Origin of the sequence: Streptomyces alboflavus (genome assembly GCF_000716675.1) — a bacterium.
GTDB classification, from domain to species: domain Bacteria; phylum Actinomycetota; class Actinomycetes; order Streptomycetales; family Streptomycetaceae; genus Streptomyces; species Streptomyces alboflavus.
Genome location: NZ_JNXT01000001.1, coordinates 31,885 through 50,739 on the forward strand (window position 1 = coordinate 31,885; position 18,855 = coordinate 50,739).

The following is an 18,855-nucleotide window of genomic DNA, read 5'->3' on the forward strand; positions in this document are numbered from 1 at the left end:
CGTGAATGCCGACCGACGCCGTACCCGCTGAGTCCCGTCGTCCGCGGCGGGTGCTGGGGCGTGGTGGGGCGGTTTCTTCCCCGAGCCCGCCCCTTCCCGAGACCGGCGGTCTGCCCCCGGAGCCCCCGGGTGGGGTGCCGGAACAGTCCGACGCCGTCGCCACGGCGGAGGCTCCGGCCGTCGAGGAAGAGCCCGCTGAGCCCGACGAGCCTGACGACGGGCGGTTCAAGGTCCGGCTCGCGAACTTCGAGGGGCCCTTCGATCTGCTGCTCCAGCTCATCTCCAAGCACAAGATGGATGTCACCGAGGTCGCGCTGTCCAAGGTGACCGATGAGTTCATGGCGCACATCCGGAGCATGGGGCCGGACTGGGACCTCGATCAGACGACCGAGTTCCTGGTGGTCGCGGCGACGCTGCTCGACCTGAAGGCGGCGCGGCTGCTGCCCGCCGCCGAGGTCGAGGACGAGGCCGACCTGGCCCTGCTTGAGGCGCGGGACCTGCTGTTCGCGCGGCTGCTGCAGTACCGCGCGTACAAGAGAATCGCGGACATCTTCAGCGGGCGGCTCGACGAGGAGGCGCGGCGCTATCCGCGCACCGTCGGCCTGGAGCCGCACCACGCCGAGCTGCTGCCCGAGGTCGTCATCAGCATCGGCGCCGAGGGGTTCGCCAAGCTCGCCGTGAAGGCGATGCAGCCCAAGGCGAAGCCGCAGGTCTACATCGACCACATCCACGCCCCGCTGGTGAGCGTGCGCGAGCAGGCCGCCGTGGTCGTGGCGCGGCTCAAGGAGCGGGGCGAGGCGAGCTTCCGCGCCCTGATCGAGGAGCTGGGCCCCGACGACACCCTCACCGTCGTCGCCCGCTTCCTCGCCCTCCTGGAGCTGTACCGCGAGAAGGCCGTCGCCCTGGAGCAGGAGGACGCCCTCGGCGAGCTGACGGTGCGCTGGACCGGCGGGGACGGCGCGGCGGAGCCGACCGTGACCGACGAGTTCGACCGGGTCCCCGAGCCGGACGAGGAGAGGAAGCCGTGAGCGCAGTGCAGCAGGGGAGCGCTGGGAGCGCTGGGAGCGCCGAGAGCCCCGCGGGAGACCTGCGGGCCGCCGTCGCCGAGCTCGACCTCAAGCCCGCCCTTGAGGCCGTCCTGATGGTCGTGGACGAGCCCGCGACCGAGGAGCACCTGGCCAAGGTCCTGGAGCGCCCCCGGCGGGCCGTCGCCGACGCGCTGCGGGAGCTGGCCGACGAGTACACCGTGCAGGGCCGCGGCTTCGAGCTGCGGCTCGTGGCGGGCGGCTGGCGCTTCTACACCCGGCCCGCGTACGCCCCCGCCGTCGAGGGCTTCGTCCTGGACGGGCAGCACGCCCGGCTCACCCAGGCGGCCCTGGAGACCCTCGCCGTCGTCGCCTACCGCCAGCCGGTCAGCCGCTCGCGGGTCTCCGCGGTGCGCGGAGTCAACTGTGACGGGGTCATGCGGACCCTCCTCCAGCGGGGTCTGGTGGAGGAGGCGGGCGCGGAACCCGAAACAGGTGCGATCCTGTACAGGACGACGAACTACTTCCTGGAGCGGATGGGCCTGCGCGGCCTGGACGAGCTCCCCGAGCTCGCGCCCTTCCTCCCCGAGGCGGACGCGATCGAGGCGGACACCCAGGAAGGGGTCCCGTCGTTCGACCCGGACGCACCCGATGCGCCGGGTTACGAGGACGCAGACGACTAAGACGGACATTTGATGCGAAGCAGCAGCGGCAGGAACAGCAGCGGAAACAACGGCGGGAGCCGTGGTGGCAACAGCGGCGGCCGCGGCAACAGCGGCGGTCGCCCCGGCGGTGGCGGTCGCGGGAACAGCGGTGGCGGCGGCCGCGGCGACTTCCGGGGTGCCGGTGGCGGTCGCGACGACCGGCAGGGCTCGGGCCGCCCCAGCAAGCCCCGCCCCGAGGAGCGGCGCTACGACGTGGGCCCCGGCGGCACCCAGGACGGCCCGAAGTCGGGTCGCGGCGCCTCGGCGCGCGGCGGTGCCAAGGGCGGCCCCAAGCGAGGCCAGGACCAGCGCGGCGGCGGTCGCGGCCGTCCGGCCCCGGCGTACTCGCGCGAGTACGAGACCCGGGCCGAGGAGCGCAACCGCGAGCGGTACGCGGGCAAGCCCAAGGTGAGCACGCCCAAGACCTTCCCGGGCGCCGAGCAGGAGGGCGAGCGGCTGCAGAAGATCCTCGCCCGCGCGGGCTACGGCTCGCGGCGCGCCTGCGAGGAGCTGGTCGACGAGGCCCGCGTCGAGGTCAACGGCGAGATCGTCATGGAGCAGGGCCTGCGCGTCGACCCGGACAAGGACGAGATCAAGGTCGACGGCCTCACCGTGGCCACGCAGTCGTACCAGTTCTTCGCCCTGAACAAGCCCGCCGGTGTCGTCTCCACCATGGAGGACAACGAAGGACGCCAGTGCCTCGGCGACTACACGAACAACCGCGAGACGCGGCTGTTCCACGTCGGCCGGCTCGACACCGAGACCGAGGGCGTCATCCTGCTCACCAACCACGGTGAGCTGGCGCACCGCCTGACCCACCCGAAGTACGGCGTGAAGAAGGTCTACCTCGCGCACATCGTCGGCCCCATCCCGCGCGACCTGGGCAAGCAGCTCAAGGACGGCATCCAGCTGGAGGACGGCTACGCCCGCGCGGACCACTTCCGCGTCGTCGAGCAGACCGGCAAGAACTACCTGGTCGAGGTGACCCTGCACGAGGGCCGCAAGCACATCGTGCGCCGCATGCTCGCCGAGGCCGGGTTCCCCGTCGACAAGCTGGTGCGCGTCGCCTTCGGCCCGATCACCCTCGGCGACCAGAAGTCGGGCTGGCTGCGCCGCCTGTCCAACACCGAGGTCGGCATGCTGATGAAGGAAGTCGACCTGTAGACCTGCCTCAGGTCTTTGTGCGTACGTCGTCGGCCGCTCGCCCCCGGATCGGGTGCGGGCGGCCGCCGTCGTTCCCGGGTGGGCGCCCGGCTGCCGCGTCCGGCCGTCTGGGATGCTGTGCGGATGATCGAAATCAGCGCGGCCGACCTGGGCTCCGTCGTCGCGGAACAGCCCGATCCGCTGGTCTTCGCCACGGTCTCGGGGGCGCATCTGTACGGGTTCCCGTCCCAGGACTCCGACGTGGACCTGCGCGGTGTCCATCTGCTGCCGGTGCGGGACCTGGTGGGGCTGCGGGAGCCGGAGGAGACGCGGTCGCGGATGGAGGTGCGCGACGGCGTCGAGACGGACCTCGTCACGCACGACCTCAGGAAGTTCGTACGACTGCTGCTGCGGCGCAACGGCTACGTCCTCGAGCAGCTGCTCTCGCCGCTCGTGGTGCATACGGGCGCGCTGCACGAGGAGCTGGCGGCGCTCGCGCCCGGCGTGCTCACCTCCCACCACGCGCACCACTACCGGGGCTTCGCGGCCACCCAGTGGAAGCTGTTCGGCAGGACCGGCGAGCTGAAGCCGCTCCTGTACACGTTCCGGGTGCTGCTCACCGGCATCCACCTGATGCGCACCGGCGAGGTCCAGGCCCACCTGCCCACGCTGCTCGACGAGGCGGGCGCCCCCGGCTATCTGCCCGAGCTGATCGCGGCGAAGCGCGAGGCCGAGCACGGTGGCGCCGACGTCGACCACGCGCGCGTGGCGGCCGACGTCGAGCGCCTGCACACCGCCCTGGACGAGGCCCAGGAGGCCTCAGACCTGCCGGACGCCCCCGTCGCGTACGACGCGCTGCACGACCTCGTCGTACGGGCCCGCCTCCAGGGCTGAGGCCCGGCGAGCGCGGAACAGGAAGTCCTCGACGCGCCGCCGGTCCGGCTCGGGGGGCAGCGGGGTGCGGTCCGCCGCCGCGTCCGCCTCCGCCGCGAGCCGGGCCATCCACGCCTCCACCTCCGGCCAGCCGACCTCGCCGCGCTTGACCGCGAGCAGCGGCTCGCGCCGGTTGCCGACGTCGATGGTCAGCTCACCCGTCAGGAGCAGGTCGCGGCAGCTCATCAGGAGGCGCAGCAGGTGCATGGCGTGCTTCCAGCGCGGGGCGCCGTGCGTGCGGACGTCGGCGTCGAGCTTCTTGCGCTGGCCGAGGGCGTACCGGGCGAAGGTCGCGTGGGCCTGGCGGGACAGGAAGGCCGCGCGCAGGGCGAGGAGTTCGCGGCCGGTGTCGGTGACGTGCTCGACGAGCGGGGAGTGCAGGCACTCCAGGACGTTCGGGTTGGCACGCAGGGCCAGCTCGCAGAACCGTTCCAGCTCCCAGCCGAACTGCTCGTCGGCGGGTCCTTCCACGTGCGTCGGCGGCTTCTCGAAGCGCCAGAACAGCGGGGTCGGCGCGAGGAACACCCCGCGCCGGTCCGTGTCGCTGCCTTCCGTGGCCAGGCCGAAGGCGCGCGAGCCCATGACGCAGGCGTACACCGTGTGGTCGCGCACCAGGTCGTGCGGGTCGAGGGGGTCCTGGGGGACGTTGGAGACCTGGGGGAGCGGCGCCGGGTTCATGCCCGGAGGGTACGGTCTCGGTCAGGTCAGCCTGATGGAATTTCCGGTGACGTCGATGCCGCGCGGCGGCAGCGGGCGCGGCGCGGGGCCGCCCGCGACCGACCCGTCCGCGACCCGGAACCGGCTGCCGTGGCAGGGACAGTTGACCGTGCCGTCGTCGACGTCGCGGACCGTGCACCCCGAGTGCGTGCAGACCGCCGAGAAGGCTTTGAAGTCGCCCTCGGCGGGCTGGGTGACCACGACCTTCTCGTCCTTGAAGACCTTGCCGCCGCCGACCGGTATGTCGGACGTCTTCGCGAGCACGGGCCCCTTGGGCGGCGCCCCGCCGTCCTTGCCCGGCGAGCCACCGGAGCGGGACGCGGCCGGGCTGCTCGGCGGCTCCGGGTCGGCGCCCTCGTCGCCGTACTTCGAGCACCCCGTGGCCGCGGCGGCGGCAAGGGCGCCCGCCGCCAGGGCCGTGCGCCGGGTGGGGCGCCCCTCGCCGCTCACGTGCTCACCCCGAACGTACGGAAGAACCACAGCGCCGACGTCCACCACACCACCGTGAGCACCGCGAAGACCAGCCCGCCCACCACCGGGAGCAGCCAGCCGGGCAGGCGCTCGACGCGGAGCAGCAGCATCTTGGCGCTGAACGCCCCGAAGAAGAAGCAGCCGAGGGCGGAGTGCCACAGGACACGCGGGGTCGTCGTCTGATAGCCGAAGGCGTAGAGGCAGTGCACCGCGACCGGCACCGCCACCAGGAACGCGATCCGGCCCGACCACCGGTGCACCCCCGCCGACCAGGACGGCCCCGGCAGCTTGCCGTACACCATCAGGGCCGACACGACCTGGAGCACCGCGAAGCCGAGGGCCGTCGTCGCGAGCCAGGACTTCACGGCGCCCGTGCTGCTGAACCCCGCCAGGTTGAAGGCGGTGCCCTCCGGGTCGTGGACCTTGCCGTACGCCCCGAGGCCCACCGCGACCGCGGCGGCGACCAGGGCGGGCACCAGATAGCGGGCGGGGTGCGCGCGGGGCGGGCCGCCCGCGCCGGGAGGCACGGGGAAGCCGCCCTGGGTGGGGGCGTTCGGGTCGACGCTCATGAGGGCTCCCTGGGGACGCGGGGTCGCGTGCGGGCGCGGGGGGCGGCGGTCGGAGGGTGCGGGCGGGGTCAGGGCACCACGGGGCGTGCGGTGAGGCGGCCGCCGTCGGCGAGGGCGACGGCGCCGGTGTCCGGGTCGAGGCGGGGGGCCTGCGCGGGCTCGCCGTCGCGGGTGAGGATGCCGACCTGGCTGCCGTCGGCCTGGACGATCCAGCCGCCGTCGAGCTTCTCGCCGCGCACCTCGGTCGTGGCCCGGTACACCCCCGCGGGCTTGCCGGTCTTCGGGGCGGTGAACGCCCAGGTCCGCTTGCGGATCTCGACGGTGCCGCGGACCTTGTCGCCGACGATCCTGCCGTCCAGCTTCGCGCCGTGCTTGCCGGTCAGACGCATCGACCCGTCGTCCTCGACGTCGCCCTTGAGCCAGGACTCGGTGGCGCGGCCGTCGCAGAAGTACGCGACCGCCTCGCCGTCACGGAGCGTGATGGCGACCGAGGCCGAGTCGTCGTCGGTGCGGCCCGCGTACCGGGCGTCGGACGGGGGCCTCTTGGCGGGGGTGGCCGAGGGCGTGGGGGTGGTGGTGCGGGTGGGGCTCGGGCGGTCGCCCGGGGCGCTCGTGGTGGGTGACGCGGTGGGCTCGGAGGCGTCGGACGAGGTGTCCGAGTACGAAGAACTGCCCGTCCCCGACGTCGCGTTGACCGACAGCATGAACAGGGCGAGCACCAGCCCCGCGAGCAGCGTGAACAAGGGTCCTGAGCGCTTCATACGTGCCCCCCGAGGCGCGTGGCCTGACCCTCCATGCAAGCCGACCCGCACCCCGGCGTCCAGAGGCGCACGGAGGCTGTGCGCCCGTGGTGCGGGTGGGGCTCGCGCCGGTTGCGCCAAGTGGCGGAGGACGTCGCCCCGGGTGACATTGGCAGGGTCCGGGGCCCCTGCCCCCGCGGGCGGGGCCCGGCCACGAACCGAAAGGCAGTACGACCATGGCGGGTAACGATCTGGGCGGTCTTCTCGGCGGCCTCCTCGGCGGCGGCCAGCAGGGCGGGGCCGCGTCCGGAGGCGGCGCCAATATCCTCGGCGCGCTGCTCGGCGCGTTGATGAGCAAGGGCGGCGGCGGAAGCAACCCGCTGGGCGGGCTCCTGGAGGGCCTGACCAAGGCCGGGCTCACCGACCAGACCCAGTCGTGGGTGGGCCCCGGCGAGAACCAGCCGGTGACCGGCGACCAGGTGCGCCAGGCGGTGCCCGACGACGCGCTCCGGCAGGCCGCCGAGCAGGCGGGCGTCTCGCCCGAGCAGGCCGCGGACCAGATCGCCCAGGTCCTTCCGGGGGCCGTCGACAAGCTGACGCCGAACGGCCAGGTGCCGTCCGAGTCCCTGGAGGACATCATCCGGCAGCAGAACCTCTGACGCGGTCCGTCGGCGCGGCCCCGCCGCGGTCCGGCGGCGCGCGGCGACCGTCTCGGCAGGCGGGCGCCGCGCACGCGTGCCCTGGGCGCTGACTACCCTGGTCACGCAGACAGCGGGACAGCACGACGGATGTACGCGAGCGAGGAGCAGCACGGTGGCGGTACGAGCGGTGCGGGGCGCCGTCCAACTGGAGCGGGACGCGGCCGACCACATGAGTGAGCAGGTCGGCGCGCTGCTCACCACCGTCCTTGAGCGGAACGGCCTGACCGTCGACGACCTGATCTCCATCTGGTTCACGGCCACCACCGACCTGCACAGCGACTTCCCGGCCGCCGCGGCCCGCGAGCTCGGCCTCGCCGACGTGCCGCTGATCTGCGCCCAGGAACTCGACATCGACGGGGCCATGCCGCGCGTCGTGCGGATCCTCGCCCACGTCGAATCCGACCGGCCGAGGTCCGAGATCGCGCACGTCTACCTCGGCGCGGCCGCCGCACTCCGCAAGGACATCGCCCAGTGAGAAGCGCCCTCGTCATCGGCACCGGCCTCATCGGCACCTCCGCCGCCCAGGCCCTGGCCCGCCGCGGCGTCACCGTCCACCTCGCCGACCACGACCCCGAGCAGGCGCGCACCGCGGCCGCGCTCGGGGCGGGCACCAGCGAGCCGCCGGCCGGACCCGTCGACCTGTGCGTGGTCGCCGTGCCGCCCGCACACGTCGCCGCCACCCTCGCCGAGGAGATGCGGCGCGGATCCGCCCGTGGCTACCTCGACGTGGCCAGCGTCAAGGGCGGCCCGCGCCGCGAGCTGGAGTCCCTCGGCCTCGACCTCGCGCCGTACATCGGCACGCACCCGATGTCGGGCCGGGAGCGCAGCGGGCCCCTCGCGGCCTCCGCCGACCTCTTCGAGGGGCGGCCGTGGGTCCTGACGCCGACGCGGGACACCGACACCGAGGTCCTGAACCTCGCCCTGGAACTGGTCGCCCTCTGCCGGGCCGTGCCCGTCGTCATGGACGCCGACGCCCACGACCGGGCGGTCGCGCTCGTCTCGCACATGCCGCACCTCGTCGCCAGCATGGTCGCGGCCCGTCTGGAGAACGCGGAGGAGGCGGCGGTACGCCTCTGCGGCCAGGGCATCCGTGACGTCACCCGCATCGCGGCCTCCGACCCGCGGATGTGGATCGACATCCTGTCCGCGAACCCGGGACCGGTGGCCGACCTGCTCGCGGAGCTCGCCACCGACCTCGACGAGGCGGTGACCGCGCTGCGCGGCCTGCAGTCCGCCGACGAGTCCAAGCGGCAGGGCGGCGTCACCGGCGTCGAGGGAGTGCTGCGGCGCGGCAACGCGGGCCAGGCCCGCGTCCCCGGCAAGCACGGCTCCGCACCCGCCGTGTACGAGATCGTGGCCGTCCTCATCGACGACCAGCCCGGCCAGCTCGCCCGGATCTTCGCCGACGCGGAGCGGGCCGGAGTGAACGTCGAGGACGTCCGCATCGAGCACGCCACCGGCCAGCAGGCGGGCCTCGTCCAGCTCATGGTCGAGCCGCAGGCGGCGCCGGGGCTCGCGGCGGGGCTGCGGGAGCGCGGCTGGTCGCTGCGGCAGTGAGCTGAGGCGGCGGGCCGGGGGAGCGGTGCGCCGAGAGCGGGGGCGGCGGGCGGCCTCGGCCCGGCGCCGGGAAGGGACGGCGGGCGGCCTTCGCCCGGCACCGGGAAGGGGCCCACTCCGGAGCCAGTAACCTTGTGCGGGGCGCCGAGCAGGCGGCCCACCCCGTCCCCCGCACCGAGAAAGGTGTCCGCTCCCCGTGGAATCCGTGGAAAAGACCGCCGCCGCAGGCCCGGCCCCCGTGATCGTCGCCATCGACGGGCCCTCCGGCACGGGGAAGTCCAGCACGTCCAAGGCCGTCGCGGCCCAGCTCGGCCTGAGCTACCTGGACACCGGCGCCCAGTACCGGGCGATCACGTGGTGGATGGTGGCGGGCGGCATCGACCTCACGGACCCGTCCGCGATCGCCGCCGCGGCCGGCAAGCCGGAGATCGTCTCGGGCACCGACCCGTCGGCCCCGACCATCACCGTCGACGGCACGGACGTCGCGGGCCCGATCCGTACCCCCGAGGTCACCTCCAAGGTGAGCGCGGTCAGCGCCGTGCCCGAGGTCCGCACCCGGATCACCGAGCTGCAGCGCTCGATCGCCGCCGCGGCCGAGCTCGGCATCGTCGTCGAGGGCCGGGACATCGGCACCACCGTGCTGCCCGACGCCGACCTCAAGATCTTCCTGACGGCGTCCCCGGAGGCCCGCGCCGCCCGCCGCTCCGGCGAGCTGAAGGGCGCCGACGTCGCCACCACCCGCGAGGCCCTCATCAAGCGGGACGCCGCCGACTCCAGCCGCAAGACCTCGCCGCTCGCCAAGGCGGCCGACGCCGTCGAGGTGGACACCACCGAGCTCACGCTGCAGCAGGTCATCGAGTGCGTCGTCACGCTCGTCGAGGAGAAGCGGGCCGGGAAGTGAGTCCGGCCGCATCGACGCCCGGGGCGCCCGCCCCGCGCGTCACCCCCTCCGAGCGCGGCGCCGACGTCGGCCGCCGCATCGGCGTGGGCCTCATGTACGGCCTGTGGAAGCCCCGCGTCCTGGGCTCCTGGCGGGTCCCCGCGACCGGCCCGGTGATCCTCGCCGTGAACCACTCGCACAACGTCGACGGCCCCATGGTCATGGGCGTGGCGCCCCGGCCGACGCACTTCCTGATCAAGAAGGAAGCGTTCGTCGGGCCGCTCGGACCGTTCCTGCGGGGCATCGGCCAGCTCCAGGTCGACCGGACCACCGCCGACCGCACGGCCATCACGGACGCGCTGGCCGTCCTCGACCAGGGCGGGGTTCTCGGGATCTTCCCCGAGGGCACCCGGGGCGACGGCGACTTCGCCTCGCTGCGCGCGGGCCTCGCGTACTTCGCGGTGCGCTCCGGGGCGCCGATCGTGCCCGTCGCCGTCCTCGGCAGCACGGAGCGGCGCGGACGGCTGGTCAAGCAGTTGCCGCCGCTGCGCAGCCGCGTCGACGTCGTCTTCGGCGACCCGTTCGACGCGGGTGACGGCAGCGGGCGGCGTACGCGCAAGGCGCTGGACGAGGCGACCGTGCGCATCCAGGGACAGCTCACCGCCCACCTGGAGAACGCCAGGCGCCTCACCGGGCGCTGAGTAAGACTTTCAGTAGTGGCCCGGCGCGCGCCGGACCACCGATCACCACGATGAACGACGAGGTACGGACTTCATGAACGACCAGATCCAGCCCGAGGGCGAGGGCTCGGCCCAGCACGCCGAGCACGACCACGGTGCGCTTGGCGACGCCGAGTATGCAGCGTTCATGGAGCTCGCCGCCGAAGAGGGCTTCGACATCGAGGACGTCGAGGGCGCCATCGAGGCGGCCGGGCACGGCCCGCTGCCGGTGCTCGCCGTCGTCGGCCGCCCCAATGTCGGCAAGTCGACACTCGTGAACCGCATCATCGGCCGCCGCGAGGCCGTCGTCGAGGACAAGCCGGGCGTCACCCGCGACCGCGTCACCTATGAGGCCGAGTGGGCGGGCCGCCGCTTCAAGGTCGTCGACACCGGCGGCTGGGAGCAGGACGTCCTCGGCATCGACGCGTCCGTGGCCGCCCAGGCGGAGTACGCGATCGAGGCGGCCGACGCCGTCGTCTTCGTCGTGGACGCCACGGTCGGCGCGACGGACACCGACGAGGCCGTCGTGCGCCTGCTGCGCAAGGCGGGCAAGCCCGTCGTGCTGTGCGCCAACAAGGTCGACGGCCCCTCCGCCGAGGCGGACGCGGCGATGCTGTGGTCCCTCGGCCTCGGCGAGCCGCACCCGGTCTCCGCGCTGCACGGCCGCGGCACCGGCGACATGCTGGACGCCGTCCTCGAAGCGCTGCCGGAGGCGCCCGAGCAGAGCTTCGGCACCGCCATCGGCGGCCCGCGCCGCATCGCGCTCATCGGCCGCCCGAACGTCGGCAAGTCCTCGCTCCTGAACAAGGTCGCGAACGAGGAGCGCGTCGTCGTGAACGAGCTGGCGGGCACCACCCGCGACCCGGTCGACGAGCTGATCGAACTCGGCGGCGTCACCTGGAAGTTCGTCGACACCGCCGGTATCCGCAAGCGCGTGCACCTGCAGCAGGGCGCCGACTACTACGCCTCGCTGCGCACCGCCGCCGCCGTCGAGAAGGCCGAGGTCGCCGTCATCCTGATCGACGCCAGTGAGTCGATCAGCGTGCAGGACCAGCGCATCGTCACCATGGCGGTGGAGGCGGGCCGCGCCGTCGTCCTCGCGTACAACAAGTGGGACACCCTCGACGAGGAGCGCCGCTACTACCTGGAGCGGGAGATCGAGACGGAGCTCGCGCAGGTCGCCTGGGCGCCGCGGGTGAACGTCTCGGCGCGCACGGGCCGGCACATGGAGAAGCTGGTCCCGGCGATCGAGACGGCCCTGGCGGGCTGGGAGACGCGCGTGCCGACGGGGCGTCTGAACGCCTTCCTCGGCGAGCTGATCGCCGCCCACCCGCACCCGGTCCGCGGCGGCAAGCAGCCGCGCATCCTGTTCGGCACGCAGGCGGGCACGAAGCCGCCGCGGTTCGTGCTGTTCGCGTCGGGCTTCATCGAGCACGGCTACCGCCGCTTCGTGGAGCGCAGGCTCCGCGAGGAGTTCGGCTTCGAGGGCACCCCGATCCACATCTCGGTGCGGGTGCGCGAGAAGCGCGGCCAGAAGACCCAGAGCAAGAAGAAGTAGCGGCGGTACGGGGCGGACGGCGCCCCGGCCCGCGGGCGCACGCGACGATGCCCGGCCTTCCACGGGGAAGGCCGGGCATCGGCTTGTGGGGGGCGGGGCCCCTGGACGGTGGGGTCAGCGCTCGCGGCGCGGGCCCGGCGGCAGCGCGGCCGGGAAGAGCTGGCCGTAGCCGGTGTGGTCGGCCTGGCTCGGCTGGCCGTAGCGGGCGACGTGGAAGGGGCTGTGCCGGGGGTCGTGCCTCGGGTCGTAGCGCGGGTCGTGCCGGGCCGGGTGGCGCTGCTCGTACCGCGGGTCGTGCCGCATGCCGCCGTGCTGGGCGCCGTAGGGCGCGGTGCCGAACGCGTTGAACCTCAGCTCCTCCTCGCCGGTCCTGTCGCCGGGCAGGGCGCGGAAGGCCCTCATGTACTCCGAGTACAGCGCGTCGTAGATCGGCGTGGCCGAGTGGGCGCCCGAGGCGTCCTGCGCCGTGCGCATGGACGGGATGGGGCTCTGGTACGGCCGGTGGGGTGAGGGATCGTATGCGTGCACGTCCGGGCCAACGACCCCGGGGCCGGACGGATGCGGGGGAAAGCGCCCCATTCGCCTGGTAGGCGGCAGTGGCCGCGGGGCTGCCGTCCGCGCGCCGGGTGCCCGGCGCGCGGACGGCCGGTGGGCCAGGCTCACGTACCGGCCAACGGCATCCCGCACGCGACCAGTTGGCCGCGGCCCGCGGCCCGGTCCAGGGCGTCGCGCAGCAGGTCCTCGCGGGGCTGGCGGCCGATGGCACCGGCGGGCGCGGCGAACAGCAGCACCGACTGCAGCTTGTTGGCCGCGGCCCGCCAGCCCTCGGTGACCTGGAGCGGCTGGTGCGCCTGCCACCAGGCGACCTGCGGGCCGCCCGCGGCGTTGGGCTGGAGGATGGCGTGCAGCTGGCCCACGGCGAGCAGCACCGACCAGCCGTGCAGCGTCGGCGGCACCCCGTCCAGGGACGTCACCGGCAGGAAGCCCTGCTCGATCAGGAGCGGCAGGAAGTCGTCGCCGCCCCCGGGCGCGGCACCGGGGCGGGCGATCGGCCCGGTCGGCTCCACGACGAGCGCGGGCCGCAGCTCGCCCTCGATGAGGACGAGGCCGCTGGTGACGCCGAGCACGGCCTGCTCGGGGCGGCCGCCGAGGGCCACCGCGGAGTCGGGGGCGACACCGGCGTCGGCGGCCTCGCCGGTGATCGAGCGGACGGCGCCCTGGAGCTGCTCCTCGGCCACCTCGACGATCTGGGACGGCAGGCAGGAGGCGTGGGCGAAGGCGAGCACGGCGGTCTCGTCGCCGACGAACAGGACGGTGCTGGTGCGCTCGCGGTCCGAGTCGCCGGGGGTGCGACAGGAGGTGCAGTCGTAGGCGCCCGGGGCGTTCTGCCCGGCGAGCAGGCGGTCGGCTTCTTCATCGCCGATCTCGGCGCGTACCTCGTCGCTGAGGTCGAGCATGCGCGGCACGGGTGGCTCCTCGGAATCGATGCGTGGGGTGTCCGGGTGGTGCCCGGCTCATGAAGGAGACAACGGGCGATCAGTGGTGCAAGTCACGCACGGGGGCGAACGGAATTGAACTGTCCTGAGCGGAGCGTGAGTTGATGGGCGGAATCAGTCACTCCATGTCAACGTCTGCTGAGGGCAAGGGAGTTGGAGCGGTGAAGTGAGTCACAGATCGATTCGGACGCGGGGTGGTATATCCCGTAATCAGGCAATTAAGTGGGTGTCCGGAACTCGACGATACTCCCGGTAACAGTCGACTGGCCTGGAATGACGAGGATCCGGTTGATGGCGGGGCGAGAGCGCTCCTAGATTCCACCGCCGTGTGCAGTGAGCACCGCTCGGGTACGACCGCCGATCGCACCGGCCGGACTTCCGGCGCCACGGTGCGGCAGGGCGCCGCGCAGCCTCATCGACCGCCACGGATCCGGACGGGTCCCGGCGGCGGGACGGCGGCGCGCCGCCCGGCCGGCGGGCGGGGCTCGGCGGGATCCCGGCGTCGGATACGCACGGGGCCCTGCGGAGCCCGGGGGAGCCCGGGTCCTTGGAGAGGGAAATTCATGTCCGTTCGTCCCCAGTACATTCGCAGGACGGCAGTGCTCGGCGGGGCCGCGCTCCTCGCGCCCCTCGCACTGCTCGCCGCGAGCGGCCAGGCCGCCGCGGACAGCGGAGTGTGGGACCGGATCGCCCGCTGCGAGAGCGGCGGGAACTGGCAGATCAACACAGGCAACGGCTACTCCGGAGGGCTCCAGTTCTCCGCCGGGACCTGGCGGGCGTACGGCGGCACGGCGTACGCGCCGACGGCCGCGCAGGCGTCCAAGGCGCAGCAGATAGCCGTCGCGGCCAAGGTCCAGCGCGCCCAGGGCTGGGGGGCCTGGCCGTCCTGCTCGGCACGCGCCGGAGCGCATGGCTCCGCGCCCGGCGGGTCCGCGCCCGCCGCCCCGAAGCCCGCGGCGCCCAGGTCCACCGCGCCGAAGGCGGCACCGGAGCAGCCCGCTCCGACGTACCGCGCCCCCCGCAGCGACCGGGGCACCGCGTACCGGGCGCCCGGCGGCTCGGGCAACTACACGGTGCGGTCCGGCGACACGCTCAGCCGCATCGCGGCGGCGCACGGCACCAGCTGGCAGCGGATCTTCGCGGCCAACCAGGGGGTCATCGGCGGCGATCCGAACGTGATCGTGCCGGGGCAGCGGCTCGTGGTCTGACGCGAGGCCGCTCTGCGGTTCTGTGGCTGAGCTGCCCTGACAACTCGACAGCTCTGACGCCGCGACCGGGCCCGACCGGTCGCGGCGTCAGTGGCTCTCGCCCCGCGTCGACGCGGGGCGGCCGCGCCCCGTCGTCCGACCGGGTGGGCCCGCCGGGGCGGCGGCGCGGCGAGCCCCGTACCGGACTGATGATCTGCTTAGCGTGACCCGATGCACCCGCTGTCGAACACGCGTCTTCGGTGCCGGTCCGTGACTCTGCTCGCCACGGCGGCCCTCTCGCTCCTGGCGCCGTCGGCCGCCGCGTCGCCCACGCCGCCGCGGCCGGGCGCTGAGGCCACCCGGTACGCCTACGAGTGCTCCCGCGCCGAGGGGCCCTGGGCCTGCCTGGCCCACTGCGAGTCCAGCGGCCGCTGGAACGCCAACACGGGGAACAACTACTACGGCGGCCTGCAGTTCTACCAGCCCACCTGGGTGGAGCACGGCGGCCTCGCCTACGCGCCGCGCGCCGACCTCGCCACCCGCGAGCAGCAGATCAGGATCGCCCAGAAGGTGCTGCGCAACCAGGGCTGGAAGGCCTGGCCGGTCTGCTCCAAGAAGGTCAAGGCGGCGGGGCTCGACGGGTACGCGCTGCTTCCGGTGCGGATCACGCACGTGGTCGAGCGCGGTGAGACGCTGAGCTCCATCGCCCGGCGCCACCACCTCAAGGGCGGTTGGAAGTCCCTCTACAAGGCCAACCGCAAGACGGTCGGCCCGAGCCCGGACCGGCTCACCCCCGGGACCGTGCTGGTCGTCCCGGACAAGTAGGGCGACCTCACCCCGCCGCGCCGGGGCGATCCGCAGGCACCTCCGCGGCCTCCCCGGCGAACACGACCTCCCCGCGGCGCAGTTCGTACACCACCACCGCCCGGCCCGCGCGCCCGCGCAGTCCGGGCGGCAGGCGCTGCTCGGCGACGACCACGCCCGCGTCCAGGTCCTCAAGCAGGCCGTACGTACGGGACGCGACGGCCGGGGACATGCCCTGGGTGGGCTCGTCGACGAGGACCGCGCGGGCACCCTCGCCTGCGGCGAGCAGGGCGCGGGAGACGGCCAGCATGCGCTGCTCGCCGCCGGAGAGGGTGCCCGCGCGCCGGGCGAGCAGGGGGCGCAGCTCCGGGTACGCGGCCAGCGCGGTGGTGCGGTCGCCGCGGGCGTGCGCCAGCTCCAGGTTCTCGGCGACGGTGAGCGAGCCGAAGACGGCCTGCCGGTCCGGCACGAAGCACAGGCCGCGACGGGCGCGCTCGTGGGCGGGCAGCCGGGTGATGTCCGCGCCGCCCCAGACGACGGCGCCCCCGGACAACGGGACGGTCCCGGCGAGGGCGCGCAGGGCGGTCGTACGGCCGGAGCCGTTGCGGCCGAGGAGGACCGTCAGGCCGGGGGCGGGGGCGATGAGGCTCACGCCGTGCAGGGCTTCCAGGGGGCCGTAGCGCACGCGGGCCGCGCAAAGTTCCAGGGCGTGGCTCATGGCGGGCCGCCTTCGGGGGCGGGGCGCGGGTCGAGCACCTGGTCCGCGGGGCCGGAGGCGACGACGCGGCCCGCCGTGAGCACGTACACGCGGTCGGCGAGGCCCGCCACCAGGTCCAGGTCGTGCTCGACCACGAGCAGGGCGGTGCCGTCCGCGGCGAGCGCCCGCAGGATCCGCGCCAGAGCGGCCACTTCGGCGGTGTCCAGGCCCGCGGCGGGCTCGTCCAGGAGCAGCACGTGCGGGTCGCCCGCGAGGGCCCGGGCCAGTTCGACGCGGCGCAGGGTGCCGGTGGGCAGCCCCTCGGCGGGCCGGTCCCGCACGGAGTCCAGCTCGAACAGGCGCAGCGCCCGGTCGGACGCGGCCGGGTCGCGCACCCGGCCCCGCTCGGCCCCCACCCGTACGTTCTCGGCGACCGTCAGCGTCGGAAACACGGCGAGCTGCTGAAACGTACGCGCCACCCCGATCCGCGTCCGCGCGTGCGCCGGCACCCGCGTGATGTCCCGCCCCCCGAACACGACCCGCCCCCGATCCGGCCGCAGCGCCCCGGCCAGACAGTGGAACAGGCTGCTCTTGCCCGCCCCGTTGGGCCCGACGAGCGCGGTCACCCTGGCGGGCGGCACGGTGAGGGAGACGTCGTGGAGGGCGGTGAACCCGTCGTACGAGAGGTACAGGCCGTGGGCTTCCAGGGAGGTGGGGCGGGGTGGGCCGACTGATTCCTGGGGGGTGCGTGGTGCCGGTGGGGTGAGCGGTTCGTGTGGTGCCGGTGGGGCGGCCTGGTCCGGTGGCTTGGGTGGTGTCGGCGGGGCGTGCGGTGTCGGCAGAGCGTGTGGTTCCGGAGGGCCGGAGGGGGCCGGTAGTTCGAACGAGGCCGGTTGGTGGGGTGGTTCCGTCGGTGCTGGGGGTTCTGGCGGCTGTCGCCGTTCAGGTGGCTGCGGTCCGGGGGGTGCGGCCTTGCTGGTGGGGTGGGGAGCGTCCATGTGGCCGGGGGGCGTCCGGGACGCCGGGGTGCCGGTGTGGTGGGCCGTGGGGGCGAGTGGTGCGGGTGGGTGTGGTGTGCGCGCCGGGGGCGTGGGCTCGGACGGGGGGCCGAGCAGGGCCGTGCGGACCGCGCGGCCGAGGGGGGTGAGATGGGGGTGGCGGTGGAGGCGGTGGGTCGCCGCGCGCAGGGCCTCGTAGGGGCCGCCGGGGAAGCGGCCGATCAGGACGGCGAGGACGCCGATGACGGCCGCCGCGACCCCGCCGCGTGCGCCCGCGTCGAGGCCCACCAGGAGCGCCGCCGCGAGCAGCGCGCCCAGCAGGCTGTCCGCGCCGAGGACGACCACGGCCGCGAACCACAGCAGGCCCCGCACGGGGTCGTACGCGGCGGGGTCGAAGGCCTGGAAGCCCATGCCGAGCATGCCGCCGCCGAGCGCCGCGAGCGCCGCGCCCGTCACGAACGCGCCGAGCTTCAGCGTCCGCACGGGCACCCCGGCCGCCGCGGCCCCCGCCTCGTGGTCCCGCATCGCCGCGAGCGCCCGCCCCGTGCGGCCGCGTCGCAGCGCCGCCACGAGCAGCAGCGCGCCCCCGAGCAGGGCGAGTTCGAGGAGGTAGTACGCGCGGTCGCCGTCGAAGCCGGCCGGGCGGCCGAGGGTGAGGCCCGACGTGGCGTACGGCTGCGCGAACACGAAGCGGCTGACGCCGACGCCGACCGCGAAGGTGGCGAGGGCGAGCGCCAGGCCGTGGCGACTGATCGCGGGCCAGCCCGTGAGCAGGCCGAGCGGCGCGACCAGCAGCACCGCCACGGCGAGGGCGGCCAGCGTCGGCAGCTCCGGCAGGCCGGGGAAGCGGCCCGCCGCGAGCAGCGCGGTGAACAGGGCGCCGAGGCCCGCGTACGCCGCCTGCCCCAGCGAGATCTGCCCGCCCCGGCCCGTGACGACCACCAGGGACAGCAGGATGACGCCGAGCGCGGGCACCTGCACGGACGTGGTGAGGTCCGAGCCCGCGAAGCCGAGGGGCAGGAAGAACAGGACGACGGCCACTATCCACGCGCCGGGCGGGGTGGGGACGCGGGCCGTGGCGGTGCGCGGCAGGGCGTCCCCGGTGCCGATGCCCGGCAGCACGAGCGCGGCGATCAGGAGCGCCACCACGAACAGGTTCGCGCCGACCGCCTGGAGCAGCGGCTCGCCCCAGCCGGACGGGTGCAGGCGGGTCAGCTGGCTCTGGGCCACGCCGATGCCGAGCGCCACGACGACCGCCACCGGCAGGTTCCGCATCCGGGCGGCCACGGCGACGGCCACGACCTCCATGACGAGCAGCGGCATGCCGTACGGGTCGAGACGGACGTAGGGCGCGAGCAGCACGCCGGTGAGGCCCGCCGTGAACGAGCCGAACGCCCAGCCCGCCGCCGCGACCCGGTCCGCGTCGATCCCGGCGAGGACCGCGAGCCGCCGGTCGTCGACCACCGCCCGCAGCTCACCGCCGAAGCGGGTGAAGCGCGTGCCGCCCCACACGGCGAGCGCGAGGACCACGGCCGCCGCCAACTGCCCCCAGGGGTCCGCCGACACGAGCGTCGGCACGTCCGCGCGTGCGCCCTGCCCCCAGATCAGCGCCGCCCCGCCGACCAGGAGCACGAAGACCCCGATCGAGGCGACCAGGGTCTGCGCCGGGTCGCCGCCGAGCACGGCGAGCGGCCGGAAGACGACGCGTTCGAGGACCAGGCCGATCGCGGGCGCCACCACGAGGAGGGTGACCGCCGCGGCGAGCCAGAGCGGCCAGTCCCACTCGACGGTGAGGTGGCGCAACAGATACGCGCACACCATCGCGATGGCGCCGTGCGCGAAGTTGAGCACGCCCGTCGCGCGGTGGGTGACGATCAGGCCGATGCCGGTGAGGGCGGCGGCGCTGCCGACGGAGAGCCCGGCCAGCGTGAGGTCGTAGCTCAGGGAGGCCACCGG

At 74.4% G+C, this 18,855-nt stretch carries 20 protein-coding genes; 12 read left to right on the forward strand and 8 right to left on the reverse strand.

The features are described 5' to 3' along the window. Positions 1-5: 5 nt before the first annotated feature. The 4 genes from OO63_RS00145 to OO63_RS00160 all read left to right on the forward strand — a co-directional run bounded on the left by OO63_RS00145 (position 6) and on the right by OO63_RS00160 (position 3,766). Positions 6-1,028 carry a segregation and condensation protein A gene (locus OO63_RS00145; protein WP_106983259.1) on the forward strand — a complete coding sequence of 341 codons (1,023 nt, stop codon included), beginning with the start codon at positions 6-8 and terminating at the stop codon, positions 1,026-1,028. 59 nt (positions 1,029-1,087) lie between these two features. Next, a complete protein-coding gene (scpB, locus tag OO63_RS00150) occupies positions 1,088-1,708 on the forward strand; it encodes an SMC-Scp complex subunit ScpB (RefSeq protein WP_030356057.1) in 621 nt (206 codons plus the stop codon). A gap of 12 nt (positions 1,709-1,720) precedes the next feature. Continuing rightward, on the forward strand, positions 1,721-2,893 hold the full coding sequence (locus OO63_RS00155) for a pseudouridine synthase (RefSeq protein ID WP_033263656.1): 1,173 nt from the start codon (positions 1,721-1,723) through the stop codon (positions 2,891-2,893). Between the two features lie 123 nt (positions 2,894-3,016). Next, a complete protein-coding gene (locus OO63_RS00160; protein WP_030356059.1) occupies positions 3,017-3,766 on the forward strand; it encodes a nucleotidyltransferase domain-containing protein in 750 nt (249 codons plus the stop codon). Here the strand turns inward: OO63_RS00160 and OO63_RS00165 are convergent. The 4 genes from OO63_RS00165 to OO63_RS00180 all read right to left on the reverse strand — a co-directional run bounded on the left by OO63_RS00165 (position 3,692) and on the right by OO63_RS00180 (position 6,323). Then, positions 3,692-4,483, reverse strand: a complete 792-nt coding sequence (locus OO63_RS00165; protein WP_078618708.1) for a nucleotidyltransferase domain-containing protein — start codon at positions 4,481-4,483, stop codon at positions 3,692-3,694. The genes OO63_RS00160 and OO63_RS00165 overlap by 75 nt on opposite strands. Before the next feature lie 21 nt (positions 4,484-4,504). Then, on the reverse strand, positions 4,505-4,972 hold the full coding sequence (locus OO63_RS00170; protein WP_030356061.1) for a Rieske (2Fe-2S) protein: 468 nt from the start codon (positions 4,970-4,972) through the stop codon (positions 4,505-4,507). Then, positions 4,969-5,562 (reverse strand): DUF6529 family protein, encoded by a 594-nt coding sequence (locus tag OO63_RS00175; RefSeq protein ID WP_030356062.1) that lies wholly within the window; start codon positions 5,560-5,562, stop codon positions 4,969-4,971. Before OO63_RS00175 ends, OO63_RS00170 begins: the two co-directional genes overlap by 4 nt. A 68-nt stretch (positions 5,563-5,630) precedes the next feature. Next, positions 5,631-6,323 (reverse strand): hypothetical protein, encoded by a 693-nt coding sequence (locus OO63_RS00180; RefSeq protein WP_030356063.1) that lies wholly within the window; start codon positions 6,321-6,323, stop codon positions 5,631-5,633. A 167-nt stretch (positions 6,324-6,490) separates the two neighbouring features. Between OO63_RS00180 and OO63_RS00185 the strand changes: the two genes are divergently transcribed. From OO63_RS00185 to der, 6 genes are all read left to right on the forward strand, one after another. Continuing rightward, the gene (locus OO63_RS00185; RefSeq protein ID WP_487046637.1) at positions 6,491-6,961 is read left to right on the forward strand and encodes a YidB family protein; all 471 of its coding nucleotides are present in this window, start codon (positions 6,491-6,493) and stop codon (positions 6,959-6,961) included. Positions 6,962-7,115: 154 nt separating this feature from the next. After that, entirely contained in the window at positions 7,116-7,478 is a 363-nt protein-coding gene (aroH, locus tag OO63_RS00190; RefSeq protein ID WP_030356065.1) for a chorismate mutase, read from the forward strand. Beyond that, a complete protein-coding gene (locus OO63_RS00195) occupies positions 7,475-8,560 on the forward strand; it encodes a prephenate dehydrogenase (protein ID WP_030356066.1) in 1,086 nt (361 codons plus the stop codon). The genes aroH and OO63_RS00195 overlap by 4 nt, the downstream gene beginning before the upstream one ends. Positions 8,561-8,756: 196 nt before the next feature. Next, positions 8,757-9,461 carry a (d)CMP kinase gene (gene cmk / locus OO63_RS00205; RefSeq protein WP_193560843.1) on the forward strand — a complete coding sequence of 235 codons (705 nt, stop codon included), beginning with the start codon at positions 8,757-8,759 and terminating at the stop codon, positions 9,459-9,461. Further along, complete coding sequence (locus OO63_RS00210; protein ID WP_030356068.1) at positions 9,419-10,141, forward strand: lysophospholipid acyltransferase family protein; 723 nt, start codon at positions 9,419-9,421, stop codon at positions 10,139-10,141. The genes cmk and OO63_RS00210 overlap by 43 nt, the downstream gene beginning before the upstream one ends. A 73-nt stretch (positions 10,142-10,214) precedes the next feature. After that, positions 10,215-11,717: a ribosome biogenesis GTPase Der gene (der, locus tag OO63_RS00215; RefSeq protein WP_030356069.1), complete on the forward strand. Its 1,503-nt coding sequence runs from the start codon at positions 10,215-10,217 to the stop codon at positions 11,715-11,717. Between the two features lie 114 nt (positions 11,718-11,831). On the opposite strand, the gene OO63_RS46490 is transcribed toward der, so the two are convergent. Continuing rightward, positions 11,832-12,191 (reverse strand): hypothetical protein, encoded by a 360-nt coding sequence (locus OO63_RS46490; RefSeq protein WP_051810388.1) that lies wholly within the window; start codon positions 12,189-12,191, stop codon positions 11,832-11,834. A gap of 185 nt (positions 12,192-12,376) precedes the next feature. Then, on the reverse strand, positions 12,377-13,183 hold the full coding sequence (locus tag OO63_RS00225) for a hypothetical protein (RefSeq protein WP_030356071.1): 807 nt from the start codon (positions 13,181-13,183) through the stop codon (positions 12,377-12,379). Between the two features lie 593 nt (positions 13,184-13,776). On the opposite strand from OO63_RS00225, the gene OO63_RS00230 reads away from it, so the two are divergent. Both OO63_RS00230 and OO63_RS00235 read left to right on the forward strand, forming a co-directional pair. Further along, positions 13,777-14,421 carry a LysM peptidoglycan-binding domain-containing protein gene (locus OO63_RS00230; RefSeq protein ID WP_030356072.1) on the forward strand — a complete coding sequence of 215 codons (645 nt, stop codon included), beginning with the start codon at positions 13,777-13,779 and terminating at the stop codon, positions 14,419-14,421. Between the two features lie 249 nt (positions 14,422-14,670). Then, complete coding sequence (locus OO63_RS00235) at positions 14,671-15,225, forward strand: LysM peptidoglycan-binding domain-containing protein (RefSeq protein WP_078618750.1); 555 nt, start codon at positions 14,671-14,673, stop codon at positions 15,223-15,225. Between the two features lie 7 nt (positions 15,226-15,232). Here OO63_RS00235 and OO63_RS00240 read toward each other — a convergent pair whose 3' ends face one another. Next, the gene (locus tag OO63_RS00240; RefSeq protein ID WP_030356074.1) at positions 15,233-15,922 is read right to left on the reverse strand and encodes an ABC transporter ATP-binding protein; all 690 of its coding nucleotides are present in this window, start codon (positions 15,920-15,922) and stop codon (positions 15,233-15,235) included. Further along, a complete protein-coding gene (locus OO63_RS00245) occupies positions 15,919-18,852 on the reverse strand; it encodes an ABC transporter permease subunit (RefSeq protein ID WP_030356075.1) in 2,934 nt (977 codons plus the stop codon). Before OO63_RS00245 ends, OO63_RS00240 begins: the two co-directional genes overlap by 4 nt. Positions 18,853-18,855: the final 3 nt, after the last annotated feature.